Source organism: Chelativorans multitrophicus (assembly GCF_011317445.1).
GTDB lineage: Bacteria > Pseudomonadota > Alphaproteobacteria > Rhizobiales > Rhizobiaceae > Chelativorans > Chelativorans multitrophicus.
In genome coordinates, this window is the sequence record NZ_JAAAPL010000001.1 from 1146819 (window position 1) to 1165426 (window position 18608).

At 61.9% G+C, this 18608-nt stretch carries 23 protein-coding genes; 12 read left to right on the top strand and 11 right to left on the bottom strand.

Translation table 11 applies throughout. The features are described 5' to 3' along the window. The first annotated feature begins 114 nt into the window (after positions 1-114). From alr to truA, 6 genes are all read left to right on the top strand, one after another. Positions 115-1272 (top strand): alanine racemase, encoded by a 1158-nt coding sequence (alr, locus tag GNP00_RS05570; protein ID WP_011579743.1) that lies wholly within the window; start codon positions 115-117, stop codon positions 1270-1272. A gap of 10 nt (positions 1273-1282) precedes the next feature. After that, positions 1283-2548, top strand: a complete 1266-nt coding sequence (locus tag GNP00_RS05575) for an NAD(P)/FAD-dependent oxidoreductase (protein ID WP_011579742.1) — start codon at positions 1283-1285, stop codon at positions 2546-2548. A 200-nt stretch (positions 2549-2748) separates the two neighbouring features. Continuing rightward, positions 2749-3282: a peptide deformylase gene (gene def, locus GNP00_RS05580; protein WP_011579741.1), complete on the top strand. Its 534-nt coding sequence runs from the start codon at positions 2749-2751 to the stop codon at positions 3280-3282. A gap of 27 nt (positions 3283-3309) precedes the next feature. Then, complete coding sequence (fmt, locus tag GNP00_RS05585) at positions 3310-4245, top strand: methionyl-tRNA formyltransferase (protein ID WP_011579740.1); 936 nt, start codon at positions 3310-3312, stop codon at positions 4243-4245. Then, complete coding sequence (locus tag GNP00_RS05590; RefSeq protein WP_011579739.1) at positions 4242-4748, top strand: GNAT family N-acetyltransferase; 507 nt, start codon at positions 4242-4244, stop codon at positions 4746-4748. Before fmt ends, GNP00_RS05590 begins: the two co-directional genes overlap by 4 nt. A 2-nt stretch (positions 4749-4750) precedes the next feature. Then, complete coding sequence (truA, locus tag GNP00_RS05595) at positions 4751-5494, top strand: tRNA pseudouridine(38-40) synthase TruA (RefSeq protein WP_166015767.1); 744 nt, start codon at positions 4751-4753, stop codon at positions 5492-5494. 37 nt (positions 5495-5531) lie between these two features. Here truA and GNP00_RS05600 read toward each other — a convergent pair whose 3' ends face one another. The 4 genes from GNP00_RS05600 to dapD are packed head-to-tail and all read right to left on the bottom strand — an operon-like array spanning position 5532 to position 8604. Then, positions 5532-6086 carry a hypothetical protein gene (locus tag GNP00_RS05600; RefSeq protein WP_011579737.1) on the bottom strand — a complete coding sequence of 185 codons (555 nt, stop codon included), beginning with the start codon at positions 6084-6086 and terminating at the stop codon, positions 5532-5534. Between the two features lie 47 nt (positions 6087-6133). Beyond that, positions 6134-7321, bottom strand: a complete 1188-nt coding sequence (dapE, locus tag GNP00_RS05605) for a succinyl-diaminopimelate desuccinylase (RefSeq protein WP_011579736.1) — start codon at positions 7319-7321, stop codon at positions 6134-6136. Positions 7322-7372: 51 nt separating this feature from the next. Then, entirely contained in the window at positions 7373-7741 is a 369-nt protein-coding gene (locus tag GNP00_RS05610; RefSeq protein WP_011579735.1) for a DUF805 domain-containing protein, read from the bottom strand. A gap of 8 nt (positions 7742-7749) precedes the next feature. Beyond that, positions 7750-8604 carry a 2,3,4,5-tetrahydropyridine-2,6-dicarboxylate N-succinyltransferase gene (gene dapD, locus GNP00_RS05615; protein ID WP_011579734.1) on the bottom strand — a complete coding sequence of 285 codons (855 nt, stop codon included), beginning with the start codon at positions 8602-8604 and terminating at the stop codon, positions 7750-7752. A 162-nt stretch (positions 8605-8766) separates the two neighbouring features. Here dapD and GNP00_RS05620 point away from each other — a divergent pair, with 162 nt between their 5' ends. The 4 genes from GNP00_RS05620 to GNP00_RS05635 all read left to right on the top strand — a co-directional run bounded on the left by GNP00_RS05620 (position 8767) and on the right by GNP00_RS05635 (position 11550). Further along, entirely contained in the window at positions 8767-9618 is an 852-nt protein-coding gene (locus GNP00_RS05620; protein WP_011579733.1) for an LOG family protein, read from the top strand. Positions 9619-9794: 176 nt separating this feature from the next. Then, entirely contained in the window at positions 9795-10187 is a 393-nt protein-coding gene (locus tag GNP00_RS05625; RefSeq protein WP_011579732.1) for a hypothetical protein, read from the top strand. A gap of 50 nt (positions 10188-10237) precedes the next feature. Continuing rightward, positions 10238-11200: a copper chaperone PCu(A)C domain-containing protein gene (locus GNP00_RS05630; protein WP_011579731.1), complete on the top strand. Its 963-nt coding sequence runs from the start codon at positions 10238-10240 to the stop codon at positions 11198-11200. 89 nt (positions 11201-11289) lie between these two features. After that, positions 11290-11550 carry a hypothetical protein gene (locus GNP00_RS05635; protein ID WP_157038007.1) on the top strand — a complete coding sequence of 87 codons (261 nt, stop codon included), beginning with the start codon at positions 11290-11292 and terminating at the stop codon, positions 11548-11550. Here GNP00_RS05635 and GNP00_RS05640 read toward each other — a convergent pair. Continuing rightward, positions 11502-12200, bottom strand: a complete 699-nt coding sequence (locus GNP00_RS05640; protein WP_011579729.1) for a pyrimidine 5'-nucleotidase — start codon at positions 12198-12200, stop codon at positions 11502-11504. The two genes, GNP00_RS05635 and GNP00_RS05640, sit on opposite strands and share 49 nt — an antisense overlap. Positions 12201-12293: 93 nt before the next feature. Between GNP00_RS05640 and GNP00_RS05645 the strand changes: the two genes are divergently transcribed. Further along, the gene (locus GNP00_RS05645; RefSeq protein ID WP_011579728.1) at positions 12294-13049 is read left to right on the top strand and encodes a GGDEF domain-containing protein; all 756 of its coding nucleotides are present in this window, start codon (positions 12294-12296) and stop codon (positions 13047-13049) included. A gap of 13 nt (positions 13050-13062) precedes the next feature. Here the strand turns inward: GNP00_RS05645 and argB are convergent, their stop codons facing one another. Beyond that, positions 13063-13956, bottom strand: a complete 894-nt coding sequence (gene argB / locus GNP00_RS05650; RefSeq protein ID WP_041544434.1) for an acetylglutamate kinase — start codon at positions 13954-13956, stop codon at positions 13063-13065. 149 nt (positions 13957-14105) lie between these two features. On the opposite strand from argB, the gene msrB reads away from it, so the two are divergent. Beyond that, positions 14106-14615 carry a peptide-methionine (R)-S-oxide reductase MsrB gene (gene msrB / locus GNP00_RS05655; protein WP_011579726.1) on the top strand — a complete coding sequence of 170 codons (510 nt, stop codon included), beginning with the start codon at positions 14106-14108 and terminating at the stop codon, positions 14613-14615. Between the two features lie 22 nt (positions 14616-14637). On the opposite strand, the gene yihA is transcribed toward msrB, so the two are convergent. The 5 genes from yihA to rpmH form a co-directional block, all read right to left on the bottom strand. Continuing rightward, entirely contained in the window at positions 14638-15315 is a 678-nt protein-coding gene (gene yihA, locus GNP00_RS05660; RefSeq protein ID WP_011579725.1) for a ribosome biogenesis GTP-binding protein YihA/YsxC, read from the bottom strand. Then, positions 15312-15950 carry a CatB-related O-acetyltransferase gene (locus GNP00_RS05665; protein ID WP_011579724.1) on the bottom strand — a complete coding sequence of 213 codons (639 nt, stop codon included), beginning with the start codon at positions 15948-15950 and terminating at the stop codon, positions 15312-15314. Before GNP00_RS05665 ends, yihA begins: the two co-directional genes overlap by 4 nt. Before the next feature lie 239 nt (positions 15951-16189). Then, positions 16190-18019 carry a membrane protein insertase YidC gene (gene yidC / locus GNP00_RS05670; protein ID WP_011579723.1) on the bottom strand — a complete coding sequence of 610 codons (1830 nt, stop codon included), beginning with the start codon at positions 18017-18019 and terminating at the stop codon, positions 16190-16192. Positions 18020-18027: 8 nt separating this feature from the next. After that, complete coding sequence (gene rnpA / locus GNP00_RS05675; RefSeq protein ID WP_011579722.1) at positions 18028-18390, bottom strand: ribonuclease P protein component; 363 nt, start codon at positions 18388-18390, stop codon at positions 18028-18030. Between the two features lie 21 nt (positions 18391-18411). Then, positions 18412-18546, bottom strand: coding sequence for a 50S ribosomal protein L34 (rpmH, locus tag GNP00_RS05680; RefSeq protein WP_011579721.1), 135 nt, complete (start codon positions 18544-18546; stop codon positions 18412-18414). Positions 18547-18608: the final 62 nt, after the last annotated feature.

The following is an 18608-nucleotide window of genomic DNA, read 5'->3' on the forward strand; positions in this document are numbered from 1 at the left end:
GCAACTTGTGCCGCAAGGATTGAGCATTTTCGGAGCAATACGGGTGCAGTCAGCTTCCATCCTCTCTAAACGGATGTGCAGCTACGTTTCCGCCGGCTCAGCGTTGTACTAGGCATGACAGCGGCCAAGCGAGCGGGGGCTTTCCTGACGGTCGATCTCGAGGCCGTCACCGCGAACTGGTTGCTGCTGGCCGGTAGGGCCGCTGGCGCAGAGTGCGCTGCGGTCGTAAAGGCCGATGCGTATGGGCTAGGCGCTGCGGAAGTCGCTACTGCCCTGCAGGATGCCGGATGCAGGACCTTTTTCGTCGCGCATCTTGAGGAAGGGTTGTCACTCCGGCGCACACTGGGTTCCGGCTCCAGAATATTTGTTCTCAATGGAACGCCGCCGGACACACAAGAAGAGTTCGGGCAAGCTGCGCTGACGCCGGTGGTCGGTACGATCAACGAACTTCAGGCGTGGCGTAAGCATGCGGCGACGAAGCGTGGGCCCATTCCAGTCGCGCTTCAACTGGATACTGGAATGTCACGCTTGGGACTATCGCCTAGCGATGTATCGGGCATCGCGGCAGATACTACCCTGCTGAGAGGCATTCATATCGAACTCGTCATGAGCCACCTCGCATGCGCCGACGAACCCGGGCATTCCGCTAATGAATCGCAAAGGTCCAGGTTCCAACGGCTCCGACGAATGCTTCCTCAAGCGCCGGCTTCTATTGCGAACTCATCGGGAACATTCCTCGGCAAAGGATTCCATTTTTCCATGATCCGGCCGGGTGCTGCCCTGTACGGGATCAATCCTACGCCTTACCAACCCAATCCGATGTGTCAGGTCGTCAAAGTCGCGGCCCGCGTCCTGCAGGTGCGCCAGGCAAGAGCGGGAACTGGAATCGGCTATGGCCACGCGGCGCGTGCTCGCCGCCTATCAATGCTAGCCACCATCGCACTGGGCTACGCGGATGGCTGGCCCTGCCAAGCGAGCGGAGCAGCGTACTATCGCGGCCAACGACTTCCATTCATTGGCCGAGTGTCGATGGACAGCATTATCCTCGATGTGACTGGATGCTCCAATCCGCCGCGGGAAGGAGATCTCGTGGAGTTTATCTGCCCATCGCAGACGGTTGATGAAATTGGCAGGCTGGCGGGAAGCATCGGCTACGAGGTGCTAACGCGGCTGGGGAGAAGGTTTCACCGCCGCTATATCCGCCCCAATATATCACCGGCGCAGAGCACACGCAGCGGATCCCCCCTGCTGGCAGATGATACAGCAGAATGAGGTAACGGTGATGAGTGCAACGCGCCGGAAAGTCGTAGTGATCGGAGCCGGCATCATCGGCGTGACCTCCGCACTCGTGTTGCAAAGCGAGGGCCATCACGTCACTCTTATCGACCCGGCGGAGCCTGGGACGGGAGCTTCCTTTGGGAATGCAGGCTGTTTTAACTCCTCCTCAATCGTGCCGCTCGCGCTGCCGGGGGTGCTTGGGAAAATTCCAAAGTGGCTCGCCGATCCATCTGGTCCCCTGTCTATCCGTTGGAGCCATCTCCCGCGACTGGCACCATGGCTGTATCACTTCTTGGCCGCGACCCGAGGTCAGCAGCCCGATCGAAATGCAGCTGCATTGTCACGCCTGATCGGCTCGTCTGTAAGCAATCTTGAGCCGCTGGTGCGTGCCTTTGGGCTAGAGCACCTCGTGCGCAGGTCCGGTCACCTGCTGGCCTATCGTCGCGAAGATGCTTTCAACCCAAACGATCTGGCTTGGCGCCTCCGGCGGGAGAACGGGATACCGTTCCTTGAAGTAAGAAGAGAGGAACTTGCCCAGATCGAGCCAGCGCTATCAGGCGACTATCGCTTTGCGATCCGATTTCCGGACAATGGATTTACCGTCGACCCAAAGGCTCTACTCGACGGATTTCTGAAAGCGTTTCTGTCGATCGGCGGCTCATTCCGGCATCTTCAAGCTACGGGTTTCGCCATAACGGGATCGTCCCTGACTGGCATCGAAACACCGCATACGACGCTGCCATGCGAGCGGGCCGTCATTGCCGCCGGGATCGGATCCGGAGTTCTTGCCCGATTTTTGGGAGAACACCTGCCGCTCCAGGCGGAGCGCGGCTATCACACGTTCGTACCGACGGACCTACGGCTAAACCACTCAATCATGGACGCTGATTTACGGTTCGTCGCGACGCCAATGAATGGCGGGATCCGAATTGCAGGCCTAGCCGAGTTCGCGGGCAACGGGCGGCCGCCAAATTGGAAATTCGCATCCGCCCTTCATGAACTTGGCCGCGGAATGCTGCCCGGACTTCCGGATGACAGGAAGTGTGCCTCCCGGTGGATGGGCTCTCGGCCGAGCCTGCCCGATTCTTTGCCGGCGATCGGGCGCTCTCATGCGTGCGGTGATATTATTCATGCTTTCGGACACGGGCATATCGGACTTACGGCCGCGCCAAAAACGGCCCGTATCATAGCCGATCTGGTGGGCGATCGACCGCCATCAATCGATGTGTCTGATTTTAACCCAGGCAGGTTCGCCAGGCGGAGGCACTGATTGTGAGCGTAACCTCCCGCTTATGGTCGGTGGATGTATCCCTAACGCGCCATCGGCAATGGTGGCGACACGGTCTAGTTCTTTTTCGGTGAGCACCGGAATCTGTGTATGCCAAAGGCTGCCGCCGAAAGGGCGATCAGCCGTCATGGCCGCTGCCGTTCCATATTGACGCTCTCACGCCAAGCCATTACCTGACAGCCATGGCTATTCGACCGCTCGTCACTCTTCCCGATCCGCTTCTGCGCCAGGTTTCAAAACCCGTCGAGCGCGTGGACGAAAGCTTGCGTAAATTCGCCGGCGACATGCTCGAGACCATGTATGACGCGCCGGGGATCGGGCTTGCCGCCATCCAGGTGGGAGAGCCTTTGCGCATGCTGGTGCTGGACGTGGCGGAGAAGGACGAGCCCAAAAATCCACAGGTTTTCATCAATCCGGAGATCGTATCGCGCTCCGATGTGCCGAGCTTCCACGAGGAAGGCTGCCTTTCCATTCCCGACTATTACGCGGAGGTGGAGCGTCCGGCCGAGGTGACGGTGAAATACGTAGACCTCGACGGCAAGGAGCAGATCGTGGAAGCCAAAGGCATCCTCGCAACTTGCCTACAGCACGAGATCGACCACCTTAACGGCGTGCTCTTCATTGACTATCTGTCGAAGCTCAAGCGCGACATGGTGGTGCGCAAATTCAGGAAGCTTGCCAAGGACCGTCCCCCGCCTGCGCGAATGGTGGGCTGAGCACGTCACCGCCGCCGGGGAGGCGCCATGACCTTACGCCTCGTCTTTATGGGAACGCCGGAATTTTCCGTGCCCACACTGCGTGCATTGGCGGGCGCTGGACACGAGATCACGGCCATTTACACCCAGCCGCCACGCCCCGCCGGCCGGCGCGGGCTGGAGCTGACCAGATCTCCAGTGCATCAGGCCGCCGAAGAGCTGGATCTTTACGTACGCACGCCGCAATCCCTCAAAAGCGAGGAGGAACAGCAGGTTTTCCGGGAGCTTGAGGCCGATGCCGCGGTCGTGGTCGCCTATGGGCTGCTTCTACCCAGAGCGATCCTTGAGGGCACGCGCCTCGGCGCCTTCAACGGCCATGCCTCGCTCCTGCCGCGCTGGCGGGGCGCGGCACCCATCCAGCGTGCCATCATGGCCGGCGACCGGGAGACCGGGATGATGGTGATGAAGATGGACGAGGGGCTGGACACCGGCCCCATCGCGATGACGGAGAAGATTGCCATCGGGCCGGATATGACCGCTGGCGAATTGCACGATGTCATGAAATTAGCCGGCGCGGGCCTCATGGTGGCTGCCATAGCGGCGCTAGAGCAGGGCGAACTTGCGCTTACGCCGCAGCCCGCGACAGGGGTCACCTACGCGAAAAAGATCATCAAGGAGGAGACGCGCGTCGACTGGTCGCGGCCGGCAGAGGAGGTGCATAATCACATCCGCGGGCTATCGCCATTGCCCGGCGCCTGGTGCGAGATGCCGGCGGGCGACAAGGCGGAACGCGTAAAGCTTCTGCGCTCAACGCTCTCTGAGGGGAGCGGCGCGCCGGGCGAAGTTATCGACGAGGGGCTTGCCATAGCCTGCGGCCAAGGCGCGGTGCGGCTCTTGGAGCTCCAGAGGGCCGGCGGCAAGCCGGTGTCAGCGGCGGATTTCCAGCGCGGCTCCAAGCTTGGCAGAGGAACGAGGCTCACATGAGCGCAGTGATTATCCGTCCGGAAGAAGTCGGAGACGAGACCGCGATCCGTCTCCTCCTCGTCAACGCCTTTGGCGGCGAGGCTGAAGCAAGGCTTGTGGACGAATTGCGCTCGTCGGGCGAGGTCGTGCTTTCGCTCGTGGCCGAGCGCGACGGGGAAATCCGCGGCCATATCCTCTTCTCGCGGCTGTGGGTGCATAACGCGGGCGAGCGTTTTGCGGCTGTCGCCTTGGCGCCTTTGGCGGTCCATCCCGGGCACCAGCACGAAGGCATCGGAAGCGGCCTGGTGGAGGATGCGCATGCCCGTCTGGAGGCGCAAGGAGAGAAACTTTCGCTCGTTCACGGGGAGCCTGCCTATTACGGCCGCTTCGGCTATAGCCGCGAACGCGCGGCCGGATTTGAAACCATCTATCAGGGTGAATATCTCCAGGCGCGTGCGTGGGACGATGCTGCCCCTGCAGCCGGACGGCTCGATTATCCTCAAGCCTTCGCGGATATCGGCTGAGAATGCATCGCTTTCGCATCGATATCGAATATGACGGCGGCCCCTATGCCGGCTGGCAGCGTCAGGCGGGTCAGCACAGCGTTCAGGAAGCGATTGAAAAGGCGATTGCCGCCTTTTCCGGCGAGGAGGTAACCATCCGCGGCGCGGGCCGCACGGATGCCGGTGTGCACGCGCTCGGCCAGGTCGCCCATTTCGATCTTTCGCGCGAATGGAAGTCGGACAAGGTGCGGGATGCTCTCAACGCGCATCTCACTCTCGCGGGGGAAGCCGTTTCGATCCTGCGCGCTGAGGCGGTGGCGGAGGACTTCGACGCCCGCTTCTCCGCGAAGGCGCGGCATTATCTTTACCGCATCGCCAACCGGCGCTCGCCTCTAGCCCTGGAGCGCGGGCGCGCATGGCATGTGGCCCGGAGGCTCGATGCAGCCGCCATGCACGAGGCCGCACAGCGGCTCGTGGGAAAGCACGATTTCACCACGTTCCGCTCCGTCCAGTGCCAGGCGAAAAGCCCGGTAAAGACGCTGGACCGTCTCGATGTCACGCGGGTCGGGGACGAGATCGAGATCCATGCCTCGGCGCGCTCGTTCCTGCACAACCAGGTGCGGTCGCTGGTTGGCACGCTCAAGAAGGTCGGCGAAGGCGGCTGGACGGCCGACTACGCGCAGGCGGCCCTTCAAGCGCGCGACCGTGCGGCCTGCGGGCCAGTCGCGCCGCCGCAAGGGCTCTATCTCGTCAGGGTCGATTACTGAGCGGAGCGCGCAGGCGGCCTCAAGCTGCGATCCACGATCACCCGCCGGCGAAATCCAGGCGCAAAATCGACTGGAGCGCGAAGAGCGCCATAAAGGAAGCAACCAGCATGCCGAAGAAGACGGAGGTTCCGGTGGCCGCCCCCTTCCCCAGCGCGACCACGGTAAGCCGCCAGGAAAGCGCCAATGTGGCGAGGAAAAGGATCAGCGAAATCCCATTGGCGAGCTCGGCCGCGTCGGGAACGAAAAGGCGCAACAGCCCCGGCACGAGCATGACCCAGGCAAAGAGCGCCGAGGCCCAGTTGCTGGCCACCACATAATGCACGAACCGGTCCGCAACTCCTGCCGGCTTCGCAAAGGCGGCAAGGAGCGCGAGCGGCAGCACCCAGGCACCGATATCCGTTACGAAAAGGCGGACGACCAGGCCGAACCTCTCGCCGACGGAGATCGCATAGGCGTCCGGAACTCCATTGACGAATCCCACCCAGCCGACGATGAGCGGCGGCAGAGCGACGAGAATCGCAAAGAAGGAATTCCAAAAGCCGTCCGCCGAAAGATCGAGCATCTTCAGGCCGTCGGCTCGGCCCATCATCATCTGCCAGACTCCGGTGAAATATTGTTGGATTTCCGCGCCGGAGGGCATCAGGAGAACCAGTTCTCGAGAAAGCGCTGATAGATTCGTGTCAGCGTCTCCAGATCGGAGAGCGGAACCTTCTCATCCACCATGTGCATGGTTTGCCCGACAAGGCCGAATTCAATTACAGGACAATAGTCCTTGATAAAACGCGCGTCCGATGTGCCTCCGGTCGTGGAGAGCTGCGGCTTGCGGCCCGTCACGGCTTCTATCGAGGCGGCGAGCGTCGCAACAAGCTTGTCGTCACGGGTCAGGAATACGGGGCTCGGCCGGTCGCGCCACTCCAGCTCGAAGGAGACAGGCTCGGTGCGGCCCGGTCGCAACCGATTTTCCGCCGCGGCACGGTCGAGCCGGTTATGAATTTCCGCCTGCAGCGTTTCCACCGACCAGGTGTCGTTGAAGCGAACGTTGAAGGCGGCCGTCGCGCGGGCGGGAATGACATTCACCGAAGGATTGCCCACATCGATCGTGGTGATTTCCAGATTCGTAGGCGGAAAATCGGCAGTGCCCTGATCGAACGCGGGCTCCATCAGAGCTTCCAACAAAGCGACCAGCCCCCGTGACGGATTATCCGCCAGATGCGGGTAGGCTACGTGTCCCTGCCTGCCGAAAAGGGTGATCCGGCCCGATAGGGAGCCGCGCCGGCCGATCTTCACCATGTCGCCGAGCGTTTCCACATTCGTGGGCTCACCGACCAATGCGGCATCCCAACGCTCTCCGCGCGCCGCCGCCCATTCGAGCAGCTTCACCGAGCCGTTGACCGACGGACCCTCCTCGTCCCCCGTGATCAGGAATGAGACGGAGCCTTTCGGGGTGCCACTGACTTCGAGATGACGGGCGAGTGCGGCGACGAAGCAGGCGATCCCGCCCTTCATATCGACGGCACCGCGGCCGAACATCTCGCCGCCGGCGATTTCGGCGGCAAAGGGCGGATGCGTCCAGGCGTCCTCGTCACCGGGCGGCACCACATCCGTGTGCCCTGCAAACATCAGATGCGGGCCGTCTTTGCCGATCCGGGCATAGAGGTTCTCCACATCCGCTTCGCCCTCCTCCGAGAAGACGGGCCGATCCACGCGAGCCCCGAGCGGGCGAAGCATCGCTTCAAGCGCGGTCAGCGCTCCGCCCTCCACCGGGGTAACCGACCGGCAACGAATGAGGGAGGCGAGATTCTGGGCGGGATCGGTTGGGAGCGTCATGACCGGGATGGATACTTGAAGAGGACCGTTCTGTCACCGCCGTAAGGGACTTCATTGCGGCGCATTGGTCCGCTCTCCAAATTGATTGGCCGAGGCATCGCCGGGGTAAAGGCACAGGATCACGAAAGTGATGATCGAGACCAACGGTATGAACAGCGCCAGTGCCAGGATCCCCGGCTTCCCGAAGTCGTGGAGGCGCTTTACTCCCAAGGCCACATAGGACCAGACGGACACGAAGAAGACGCCCCAGAACACCGTTGCCCATACATTGGTGGCGCCACTTTCCTCTGACGCAATCGTCAGCTGATAAAGCGGAAAGGCCTGGAAGATGGCGAGCAGAAGTCCCGCCAGGAAATAGGGCGCTCGGCTCAACCGGCCGGAGAAGCCGAAGAACAGCCAAATGAGCTGGTTGCGGTCCACCCTCGGCCTCAATCCCTAAGGAGATCGTTGATTGAGGTTTTCGACCGCGTCTTCTCGTCCACGCGCTTGACGATCACGGCGCAGTAGAGGTTTGGCCCAGGCTCGCCATTGGCCATGGTCTTGCCGGGCATCGTGCCCGCCACCACCACCGAATAGGGCGGCACCTCGCCATAGAAGATCTGGCCGGTCTCCCGGTCGACGATCTTGGTGGACTTGCCGATAAAGACGCCCATGCCGAGAACCGAGCCCTCGCGCACGATGCAGCCTTCCACCACTTCCGAGCGCGCGCCGATAAAGCAGTTGTCCTCGATGATGGTCGGTCCAGCCTGCATGGGCTCCAGAACGCCGCCGATGCCCACGCCGCCCGAAAGGTGAACGTTCTCACCGATCTGCGCACAGGAGCCGACGGTCGCCCAGGTGTCGACCATGGTGTTGCGGCCCACATAGGCTCCCAGATTGACGAATGAAGGCATCAGCACTGCGCCCGGCGCGATATAGGCCGAGCGGCGCACGATGCAGTTCGGCACGGCGCGAAACCCGGCTTTTTCGAACTCGTTCGAGCTCCAGCCGTCGAATTTCGAAGAGACCTTGTCCCACCAGACCGCATCGCCCGGGCCGCCCTTGATGATCTGCATCGGATTCAAGCGGAAGGAGAGGAGAACCGCCTTCTTTAGCCACTGGTTCACAGTCCACTGACCGTCCTCCCCGCGTTGGGCGACGCGCATGCCGCCGCTGTCGAGCAGGTCGAGCGCGGCCTCTACGGCTTCGCGGATTTCGCCGCGCGTTTCCGTATTGACTGAATCACGGTTTTCGAAAGCCTTTTCGACCGTCTGTTCGAGCGCGGCGATGTCGGAAGTCTTCATCAGCGAAATGCCTCCGCTACATGAGGTGTTAAGAGCTGCCCAATAGGCTAGAACAACCATTGGGATGTGCCGGACCGGCACCGGCGCGGAACCTATGCGAAGCGCCGGGGTGGGTCAATCGCAGCAAGCGCGATGGGGTGCGCAGAATGACAGGATGGGGATATGAACCCGCACGATAAATCAGGCTGGACGCCGCTTCCACACTCGGACGAAGATCTGCAACGGGCACGAAGCGTGCCGGACACGCCGCAGACGCGTTCGGAAACCTACCGGCTTGCCTGGGATGACGAGCGGTTCATGACACGGCGAGAGCTCAGGCCCGTGCGCCTGCAGCTTGAACTTCTGAAGCCGGAAATGGCGCTTGCCGAACGTGGAATCCGGTCGACCGTCATCCTCTTTGGTGGAGCGCGCATTCCGGAGCCGGGCGGCGAGGCCTGGGCGGCCAAGAACGAAACCCAGAAGCAGAACCTGGAGAAAAACAGCCATTATTATGCCGAGGCGCGCAAATTCGCGCGCCTGTGCTCGGAGCAATCGGCGAAGTCCCAGTTCCGCGAATATGTGGTGGTGACCGGCGGCGGTCCAGGCGTCATGGAGGCCGGCAATCGCGGCGCGGTCGATTGCGGCGCGCCCACGATCGGCCTCAACATCGTCCTGCCCCACGAGCAGGCGCCCAATGCCTATGTGACGCCGGAGCTCTGCTTCAACTTCCACTATTTCGCGATCCGCAAAATGCATTTCATGATGCGCGCGAAAGCCATCGCCGTCTTCCCCGGCGGGTTCGGCACAATGGATGAATTGTTCGAGGCGCTGACGCTGATCCAGACAGGCCGCATGGAGCGCGTTCCGGTCATCCTCTTCGGCCAGGAGTTCTGGGAGCAAGCCATCAACCTCCCCTTCCTCGCCGAGCAAGGCACCATTTCCCCCGGCGACGCGGAGCTCATCAGCTATGCCGAAACCGCAGAGGAGGCCTGGGGACATATCGCGGATTTCTACGATCTCGCAGAAGACTCCTGACCGTCCCCGAATCAAATCGCGCGCCGGCATGTCGCAGGAGGAATTGCTGGCGAGATCGGATCCGATCGGCTAGAGCATGGGCCCGAAGACCGAAATCGGTTTTCGGAAAGCATCAAATGCATATATTCGATATTTTACAACGCCCCGAAGGGCGCATGGCGCTGTAGGGTCCATCCATGCAAGGATCGCAGCCAAGCTGGTTCGAGACGTTGAGGCGCGACCGCGGCCTGTTCGCCCTGGTCGGCGCGCTGGCGATCCTCATCAGCATGCTGCAGCCGGTCATTGCGGCGGAGAACGCGGCATTTGCCGACCTGCGCATCCTCTGTATCGGCGATCATTCCTCGGGTGCTCCCGCGGATCACCAAAGGCAGGGGCCGGATTGCCCGCTCTGCCCCACGGGACATCTCTGCGCCGGCGCCGTGAGCCTCGCCGCTCCAGGGCAGATCCCGGCTCTCACCTTTTCACTGCCGCTTTCGGGCCGGAAGCTCAGTCCGGGGCTGATCTCTCTCCCCGGTTCTCCGGGCGAAACCTCCCCTCCCTCGATCCGCGCCCCTCCCCTTTCCGCGTGAGGTTACGGCACCGGCCGTTCGTTCCCCACGCAATTTGGAAAGGATTTCTCATGCGCTATTTCAATCTCGCCATTTCGGCGGCAGCTCTTGCCATATTCCCATCCCTGGCCACGGCCCATGTCTCGCTGGAGCAGCAGCAGGCCGCTCCCGGCACTTACAAGGCCGTTCTCAGCATTCCCCATGGCTGCGGCGGCGAGCCGACCATTTCCGTTCGAGTCGAGCTTCCGGAAGGCTTCATCGATGCAAAGCCCGTGCCGAAGCCCGGCTGGTCGATCGCGATCGAAGAGGGCAATTATGCCAGAGCCTATGATCTCCACGGAAACGAGGTCTCCTCGGGGCCGGTGGCGATCACCTGGTCCGGCGGCAGCCTCGCCGACGAGCATTATGACGAGTTCGCGGTGCGCGGCAGGCTGGCGAATGTCGAAGCCGGTCAGCGCCTCTATTTCAAGACCGTCCAGACCTGTCCCTCGGGCGGTAAAAACGCCTGGGTGGAGGAGCCAGCGCCAGGGCAGGACCCTCATGCGCTCGAGTATCCGGCACCCTTCGTGACAATCGCCGCGGCCGAAAGCGCGGCGGAAGGACATCATCACGGCGCGGCCGCAATCTCTGCCGGAGACGTCCGGATCTCCGAGCCCTGGGCTCGCGCCATGCTGCCCGGCCAGCCCACCGGCGGGGCCTATATGACCATCCGCAACGAGGGCGCCGAGCCCGACAGGCTCCTCGCCGTCACCTCGCCCGCGGCCGGCAAGGTCGAGATTCATATGATGGAGATGAAAGGCGAGGTCATGGAAATGCGGCCCGTCGAAGGCGGGCTCGAAGTCCCGGCCGGCGAAAGCGTATCGCTCAAGCCCGGCGGTCTCCATCTCATGTTCTTCGATGTCGAAACACCCTTCGCCGAAGGCGCCGAGGTGCCCGTCACGCTCGAATTCGAGAAAGCCGGCAGGGTGGAGCTGAGCCTTCCCGTTCTTCCGGCCAGCACCGGCCGCGGCGGCGGTGGGGCGCACCAGCACTAACCTGAGGCAAGGGGCCGGCGCTTGCCGGCCCCTTCGCTTCGGGAACGGCCATGACCGCTCATGCGTTGAGAATGAAAAAGGAGCTTTCGATGCCCCGTAGCGTTCCCGACGACGACCTTATGAACGAGCAGCAAAGTCTCGATCTCGGCCATCCGACCAAACACGAGGAAAGCCCCGCCGAGCGGCTCAAGCGCGAACTCGGCGTCGACGATCTTTCAGGCGCATCTGAGAAAACCAACACGGAAGAACCGATGGACTGGCGGCGCTCCATCATAAGCGACGGGCGGCCCGGCCCAAAGGGTCAGGACCGGATAGCGGTTAGAAAACCGGTCAAATCATCGGTGACATAGTCTACGTGATCCGCATGGCCCAGATCTTGCTCCCATATCTCCGAGTAGGTGGGCTCCAGGTTACTTGGCACGATGAGCACCGTCGTCATGCCGCGCTCCTTGGGCACGGTCAGGTTTCGCGCAAGGTCCTCGAACATCACTGAATTGGGACCCATCACGGTATAAAGCGCGAGGAAGAGATCGTAGCTCTCCTTGGCCGGCTTCGGCCTTAGCCCTGCCGCGACGATGTCGAAAATATCCTCGAAATGCTCAAGAACACCCAATTGCCGCGCCGCGCGCTCCGCATGGCCCCGATTGCCGTTGGTGAAAATGAATTTCCGGCCAGGCAGTGAGCGGATCGCCTCTCCGAGCAAGGGATCCGGCTTGATCCAGGAATAGTCTATGTCATGCACCTGTTCGAGAAAATCGTCCGGGTCGACCGAATAACGTTCCATCAATCCACGCAGTGTAGTCCCGTATTCCCGGTAAAGCTCCTTTTGCAGCTTGCGCGCCTCGTCGCTCGGCATATGAAGAAGCTTGGACACATATGCCGTCATCTTCAGGTCGATTTGCGAGAACAGGTTGCTGTGGCGCGGGTAGAGAGTATTGTCTAGATCAAAGACCCAATCGGTGACATGGGCGAATCGGGCGGGATCGGGGCGGTTTGTCATGGCCTCTTTATGGCAGGTTTCGCGGCGGGGTTCCAAACCCTCAATAAGCGAACAACACGAAATTCGGTTGCCGAAGGTCATGCGGATTCCGTGATGAAGAGGGTCTTCTACCACGCTTCGGTGGCCTCGTTCATTTCCATCGCCGTCTCCCTGGCCATCTGCTGGGCGGCGCTAAAGGCCGTGGGCAGCGACCTGGATTTTTTCGCGGCCGCGATGTGCGTGGTTTGCCCGCTCGTCATCGCCTTCCCCGCAAGCGCCTTTACATACAGCCAGAAGCTCAAGATCGCAGAAGCGCACAAGGCGCTGGAAGCTGCTCATAACGAGCTTGCGGCCATGCATCAAAAACTGGCGGAACGCGCGCGGCTAGACGATATGACGGGACTATTGAACCGCAGCGCCTTCATAGCCTCGGTCGAAGAGACCCGCGTGAGCGAGGGCCGCGGCTGCCTCATCCTGATCGATGCCGATAGATTCAAGCAGATCAACGATACGTTCGGGCATCTGGCGGGAGATCTCGCGCTCATCGAAATCGCCGGAGCCATTCGCGGCGCCAGCGGGCAGATGCATGCGATCGGACGCCTCGGCGGAGAAGAGTTCGGCGTCTTCGCCTTCTCTTGCAGCCTCATCGAGGCGCGAAAGCTTGCCGAAGAAATCCGCGCGGCGGTCGAGAAAACGCACTTCGCGCCGGATGGAACAGAACCCATTCCACTCACCGTCAGCATCGGCGTGGTGGCGGCGCGCACCGGGGCGGGCTTTTCCGAGATCATGGGCGAGGCCGACCAGCGGCTCTATCAGGCCAAGCGGCGCGGCCGTAACACAGTGGTGGCCGGCTCACGCGCCGCGGCGTAACGCCGGTTCACCTTCATGGGACGATCAGCGTTCCCGCCCCGTGCTCCGTGAACAGTTCCAAAAGCACCGAATGGGCCGTCTTGCCGTTGAGGATGACCACGCCTTCAACGCCCCGCTGAATGGCTTCGATGCAGGTCTCCACCTTCGGGATCATGCCGCCGGAGATGGTTCCGTCCTTGATGAGCGCGCGGGCCTGCGAAACCGTCAGTTCATTGATCAGCTTCTTGTCGCGATCGAGCACGCCCGGCACGTCGGTAAGGAAAAGCAGACGGCTCGCCTTGACCGCGCCGGCAATGGCGCCGGCAAATGTGTCGGCGTTGATGTTGTAGGTGTAGCCGTCGCGGCCTGGCGCGACAGGCGCAAGCACCGGGATCATTTCGGAGCGGGCGAGCAGATCGAGCAGCGTACGGTCCACCTCCACCGGCTCGCCGACAAACCCGAGATCGAGCACGCGCTCGATATTGGAATCCGGATCCACCACGGTTTTCCGCGCTTTCTCGGCGAAGACCATGTTGCCGTCCTTGCCGCAGAGACCGATCGCCCATTCGCCCTCGGCGTTGATGAGGGCCACGATCTCCTTGTTGATGGAGCCCGCTAGCACCATTTCGACGATCTCGACCGTTTTCTGGTCGGTGACGCGCAGGCCGCCCTCGAATTTGGATTCGATGCCCATCCGCTTCAGCATGTCGCCGATCTGCGGGCCGCCTCCATGGACGACGATCGGATTCACGCCGGACTGCTTCAGCAGCGCCACGTCGCGGGCGAAGGCGCGGCCGAGCGCGATGTCGCCCATTGCATGGCCACCATATTTGATGACCACGGTCTTGTTCTCGTAACGCTGCATGTAAGGCAGCGCCGCCGAAAGGAGGGCGGCCTGCGCCTCAGCGGTTTCGGTGATTTCCGTCATGCTCTTCGCCCGGGCTTCGATAGGACCGCACGTCTCATATCGCATTCAATCACGAGCGCAAATGACGAAGTGACGCCGACCGCTCACGCGCCCTTGATTTGCCGCCTGGCTTCGCCTCCCCTACTCTCAGGAGAGACGGAGGAGAAACGATGAGACGTCGCAATTTTCTCTTGGGCAGCGCCGGTGCGATCGTCGCCCTCGGGGGCGGTGCATTCGTCCTGCGCGGCCGCCCCGGCGCGGACGCCTCCGCGGAGGAATTCGAGATCACGAAGACCGAGGAGGAATGGCGCAGGATCCTAACGCCGCAGCAATATGCCGTATTGCGGGAAGAGGATACTGAGCCCGCGTTCAGCAGCCCGTTGAACGAGGAGAAACGGGCCGGCATGTTCCATTGCGCCGGCTGCGACCTGCCGGTGTATTCGTCCGCGGCGAAATACGAGTCCGGCACGGGCTGGCCGAGCTTCTGGGAATCTCTGCCCAATGCCATCGGCACGAAGGAGGACAATTCCTTCTTCATGACACGAACCGAGTGCCATTGCCGGCGCTGCGGCGGGCATCTCGGCCACATCTTCGAGGATGGTCCGCCGCCCACCGGAAAGCGCCATTGCCTAAATGGGTTGGCGCTCGCCTTCAGGCCGGCAGAGACGCAAAGCGGGTGACGCGCGGCGACCGACGGAAACTTTAGCCAGCCGTCACAGCGTGCACGATTGCGGCGCGCAATTCCTCCAGCCCTTCCCCCTTTTCCGACGAGGTGGCAATCACTTCGGGAAAAGCGGCCGGCCGCTTGACAATCTTCTGGCCGGTTTCGGCCACCAGCTTTGTCACAGCCGGCGATTTGATCTTATCCGCCTTGGTCAATACGATCTGATAGGAAACCGCTGCGGAATCGAGGAGATCCATCACCTCCTCGTCGATCTTCTTTATTCCGTGACGTGCATCGATGAGAAGATAGACGCGCTTCAGCGTCACCCGCCCGCGCAGGTAATCGAAGACCAGCTTCGTCCACGCGTCGACCTGGGCTTTCGGGGCCTTGGCGAAGCCGTAGCCCGGCATGTCTACGAGCGCCATGGGCGGAAGGTCCCCCGCCTCTCCGCTATAGCCTTCCGGCACGAAATAGTTGAGCTCCTGGGTGCGGCCAGGCGTATTGGAGGTACGGGCAAGGCCCTTCCGCCCCACGAGGCCGTTGATGAGTGAGGACTTGCCGACATTCGAGCGGCCGGCGAAGGCCACCTCGGGTGGCCCTTCGGGCGGCAGGAACTTCATCGCCGGCACGCCGCGGATGAAGATCCACGGGCGGATAAAAAGCTTGCCGCCCGGTTTGTCTTGCCGCTCTGTGGCTGCATCCGCGCCCGTGGTCACTCGGCCGCCTCCAGACGCTTGAGGTCGTGGCCGCGAAGGGCATCGAGATTGCGCGTGATCTTGTCCGCCGGCCAATTCCACCAGGCGATCGCCTGCAGGCGCCTTATCGTCGTCGGGTCAAAACGCATCTTCATCACCTTGGCCGGATTCCCCGCGACGACCGCATAGGCGGGAACGTCGTGCGTGACAACCGCCCGCCCACCGACGATAGCGCCGTCCCCAATCTTCACACCCGGCATGATGACCGCGTCGAAGCCGATCCACACGTCGTTGCCCACCACCGTGTCGCCACGAACCTCACGGCGCCAGCTCTCCTGATCAAAACCTTCCTCCCAGCCTTGGCCGAAGATGTTGAAGGGATAGGTCGAGAAACCAGAGAGCATGTGGTTGGCACCGTTCATAATGAAGCGCGCGCCTTCCGCTATGGCGCAGAAGCGGCCGATGATCAGCCTGTCGCCGATGAATTCGTAGTGGTGCAGCACGCATTTCTCGACGAACTGGTCCGGCCCTTCCGGGTCGTCATAGTAGGTGTATTCGCCGATCTCGACGTTGGGCGCATCGACCAGCGGCTTGAGGAAGCCGACGCGGGGATGCATCTGGATAGGGTGCTTGAGTTCGGGTTTGGGTCCATGCATGGGAATTCTCCGTGATCGCCAGATGGAAAGCGGCGTTTGCGCGCTCGCCCCAAGGAGCACCGGGATGGACCTTGTCCCGGACGACGTGCGAGGAATACGGTCCCCCTCAGGTGATCATTTTATCGACAACCCAATGACTTGCGCCCTTTTATACAACACGGGCGGACAAGGGGAAATCCGCAAAGGCAAGCCTGTGCGAAAAGGAAGGCCCGCCGAATGAAGCGGGCCTCGCCGATCTTTTATTCCGCCGGTTTCGGCTTTCGCCGGAACAGGTTCACCATATTGTCCCACAGCTCGATCTTGGCGCCCTGGCGCTTCATGATCACGCCCTGCTGGATGATGGAGAGCAGGTTGTTCCATGCCCAGTAGATCACCAGGCCGGCTGGGAAGGTCGCCAGCATGAAGGTGAAGATTACCGGCATCCAGTTGAAGATCATGGCCTGCGTTGGATCCGGCGGCGTCGGGTTCATGCGCATTTGCAGGAACATGGTGATGCCCATGATGATCGGCCAGACGCCCAGCATCAGGAACGGTCCAAAGACAGGAACCTGCGACGGATCGAAAGGCAGCAATCCAAAGAGGTTGAAGATCGTCGTCGGGTCCGGCGCCGACAGGTCCTGAATCCAGCCGAAGAAGGGCGCGTGACGCATCTCGATCGTCACGTAAAGCACCTTGTAGAGCGCGAAAAAGACCGGGATCTGGATAAGGATCGGCCAGCAGCCCGCGAGCGGGTTGATCTTCTCCTTCTTGTAGAGCTCCATCATCGCCTGCTGCTGCTTCATCTTGTCGTCCGCATATTTCTCGCGGATCTCGAGCAGCGCCGGCTGAACCTTCTTCATGTTCGCCATGGATTTGTAGGACTTGTTGGCGAGCGGGAAGAAGACGAGCTTGACGAAGACGGTGGTGGCCAGGATGGCGACACCGAAATTGCCGAGCAGCCTGAAGAGCCAGTCGATCAGGTAGAACATGGGCTTGGTGATGAAGTAGAACCAGCCCCAGTCGATCAGAAGCTCGAATTGGCGGATGTTGTGCTGCGTCTCATAGGCATCGACGACATGCACCTCCTTTGCCCCGGCGAAGACGAGCGTCTCGATCTTGGCCTCGCCGCCCGGCGCGACCGTGACCGGATCGGTCAGGTAATCCGCCTGGTAGCGCTCCCGGCCGTCCGAGAAATAGGCAAAGCGCGGCTCGAAATCCTTTTGCGCGCGCGGGACCATGGTCACGGCCCAGTACTTGTCGGTGATGCCCAGCCAGCCATCGGCGGACTTGCCGGGCAGAACCTGCCCATCCTCCTGGGCCGTCGAATAATCCACTTCGCGAAGACCTTCCTCGCCAAGAACGCCGATGAAGCCTTCATGCAGGATGTAAATGCCGGCCGTCTTCGGCTGGCCGAAGCGCGTGGTGCGGCCGTAATTGCGGATCTCGACCGGCTCGCCGGCCGCGTTCCGGATCGTATCGGTAATCGTGAAGAGATAATTTTCGTCCACCGCGAAGGTGCGCAGGAAGGTGAGGCCGCGGTCGTTCGTGAAGCTCAGTGTGACCGGGCTTCCGGGCGAGAGCGTCGAGCCCTCCTGCAGCTGCCAGACGGTATCAGGACCGGGAACCGCACCGGTCGACGCATTGCCGGTATAACCCACCTCGACAAAATATCCCTCGGGAAGGCCTGCGGGGCCCAGCAAATCGATATTGGGCGAGTCCTTGTCAACGGTGACCCTGTAATCCTTGAGCAGCAGGTCGTCCAAACGTGCGCCCGCCAGGTTGATGGTGCCTGCAAGACGGGGAGTATCGATCGTCACACGCTCAGCACCGGCAAGTGCCTCCTGGCGGGTGACCTGCGTTCGCGGAATTGCGGAACCGGGGACCGCCGTGCTGCCTGGGGTGGCACCGGGGGCAGGAATATCCGCGCCCTGCGTGCCCAGTTTCTCCTCAGTCTCCTGCGCGCGCTGCGCCTCGATCTGGGCGGCCTCGCGCTGGGCATCGACGCGCGGGTTGACGTAGAACACCTGCCAAAGCGTCAGGATAACCACCGACAGCGCGATTGTGATGAGGAGATTGCGATTGTTTTCCATCAGTTTCCTTAGCCCGTGCGAGCGGGTTTGTTCCCGCGGATGCGCCGGGAAAGCTCGTCCTTCAGCGCTCCGAACGGCGCGTCCAAGATTTCGCGCCTTCCGACGATCACATAGTCAGTGCCGGTCGCCATGTCATCGGCCGCATGCACGCGAACCGCTTCGCGCAGCCGGCGGCGAATGCGGTTTCGCTCGACCGCGTTGCCGACCTTTTTGGTCACCGTAATGCCCACGCGCGGCGGATCGTCATCCCCGCGCGCCAGCAGTTCGAGCAGAAAAAGCCGTCCACGCAACTTTAAGCCGCGCTGGACCGCCAGAAATTCGGCGCGCTTGGTGAGCCGCCCCGGGTGCTGCCTCTGCGCTCGGCCAGACACCGCCCCCGGCCCCACCGGACCTCAGGCGGACAGCCGCTTGCGGCCACGGTTGCGGCGGGCAGCGATCACGCCGCGGCCGCCTTTGGTCGCCATGCGCGCGCGAAAGCCGTGGCGGCGCTTGCGGACAAGTTTCGAGGGCTGATAAGTGCGCTTCATTTATTTAATACCGCGGCGTGCGGCCCTTCTTCATTCTGTCGATATCACGAACAGGAGCATAG

What these genes read in the sequence shown, in the direction of transcription:
- GNP00_RS05645 (WP_011579728.1), top strand. Translation starts at nt 12,294, where the DNA reads ATGAAGAGGGTCTTCTACCACGCTTCGGTGGCCTCGTTCATTTCCATC.
- fmt (WP_011579740.1), top strand. Translation starts at nt 3,310, where the DNA reads ATGACCTTACGCCTCGTCTTTATGGGAACGCCGGAATTTTCCGTGCCC.
- truA (WP_166015767.1), top strand. Translation starts at nt 4,751, where the DNA reads ATGCATCGCTTTCGCATCGATATCGAATATGACGGCGGCCCCTATGCC.
- msrB (WP_011579726.1), top strand. Translation starts at nt 14,106, where the DNA reads ATGAGACGTCGCAATTTTCTCTTGGGCAGCGCCGGTGCGATCGTCGCC.
- dapD (WP_011579734.1), bottom strand. Translation starts at nt 8,604, where the DNA reads ATGAAGACTTCCGACATCGCCGCGCTCGAACAGACGGTCGAAAAGGCT.
- rpmH (WP_011579721.1), bottom strand. Translation starts at nt 18,546, where the DNA reads ATGAAGCGCACTTATCAGCCCTCGAAACTTGTCCGCAAGCGCCGCCAC.
- argB (WP_041544434.1), bottom strand. Translation starts at nt 13,956, where the DNA reads ATGACGGAAATCACCGAAACCGCTGAGGCGCAGGCCGCCCTCCTTTCG.
- GNP00_RS05640 (WP_011579729.1), bottom strand. Translation starts at nt 12,200, where the DNA reads ATGACAAACCGCCCCGATCCCGCCCGATTCGCCCATGTCACCGATTGG.
- yidC (WP_011579723.1), bottom strand. Translation starts at nt 18,019, where the DNA reads ATGGAAAACAATCGCAATCTCCTCATCACAATCGCGCTGTCGGTGGTT.
- GNP00_RS05625 (WP_011579732.1), top strand. Translation starts at nt 9,795, where the DNA reads ATGCAAGGATCGCAGCCAAGCTGGTTCGAGACGTTGAGGCGCGACCGC.
- GNP00_RS05620 (WP_011579733.1), top strand. Translation starts at nt 8,767, where the DNA reads ATGAACCCGCACGATAAATCAGGCTGGACGCCGCTTCCACACTCGGAC.
- GNP00_RS05575 (WP_011579742.1), top strand. Translation starts at nt 1,283, where the DNA reads ATGAGTGCAACGCGCCGGAAAGTCGTAGTGATCGGAGCCGGCATCATC.
- GNP00_RS05630 (WP_011579731.1), top strand. Translation starts at nt 10,238, where the DNA reads ATGCGCTATTTCAATCTCGCCATTTCGGCGGCAGCTCTTGCCATATTC.
- GNP00_RS05600 (WP_011579737.1), bottom strand. Translation starts at nt 6,086, where the DNA reads ATGATGATGGGCCGAGCCGACGGCCTGAAGATGCTCGATCTTTCGGCG.
- dapE (WP_011579736.1), bottom strand. Translation starts at nt 7,321, where the DNA reads ATGACGCTCCCAACCGATCCCGCCCAGAATCTCGCCTCCCTCATTCGT.
- GNP00_RS05635 (WP_157038007.1), top strand. Translation starts at nt 11,290, where the DNA reads ATGCCCCGTAGCGTTCCCGACGACGACCTTATGAACGAGCAGCAAAGT.
- GNP00_RS05590 (WP_011579739.1), top strand. Translation starts at nt 4,242, where the DNA reads ATGAGCGCAGTGATTATCCGTCCGGAAGAAGTCGGAGACGAGACCGCG.
- alr (WP_011579743.1), top strand. Translation starts at nt 115, where the DNA reads ATGACAGCGGCCAAGCGAGCGGGGGCTTTCCTGACGGTCGATCTCGAG.
- def (WP_011579741.1), top strand. Translation starts at nt 2,749, where the DNA reads ATGGCTATTCGACCGCTCGTCACTCTTCCCGATCCGCTTCTGCGCCAG.
- GNP00_RS05665 (WP_011579724.1), bottom strand. Translation starts at nt 15,950, where the DNA reads ATGCATGGACCCAAACCCGAACTCAAGCACCCTATCCAGATGCATCCC.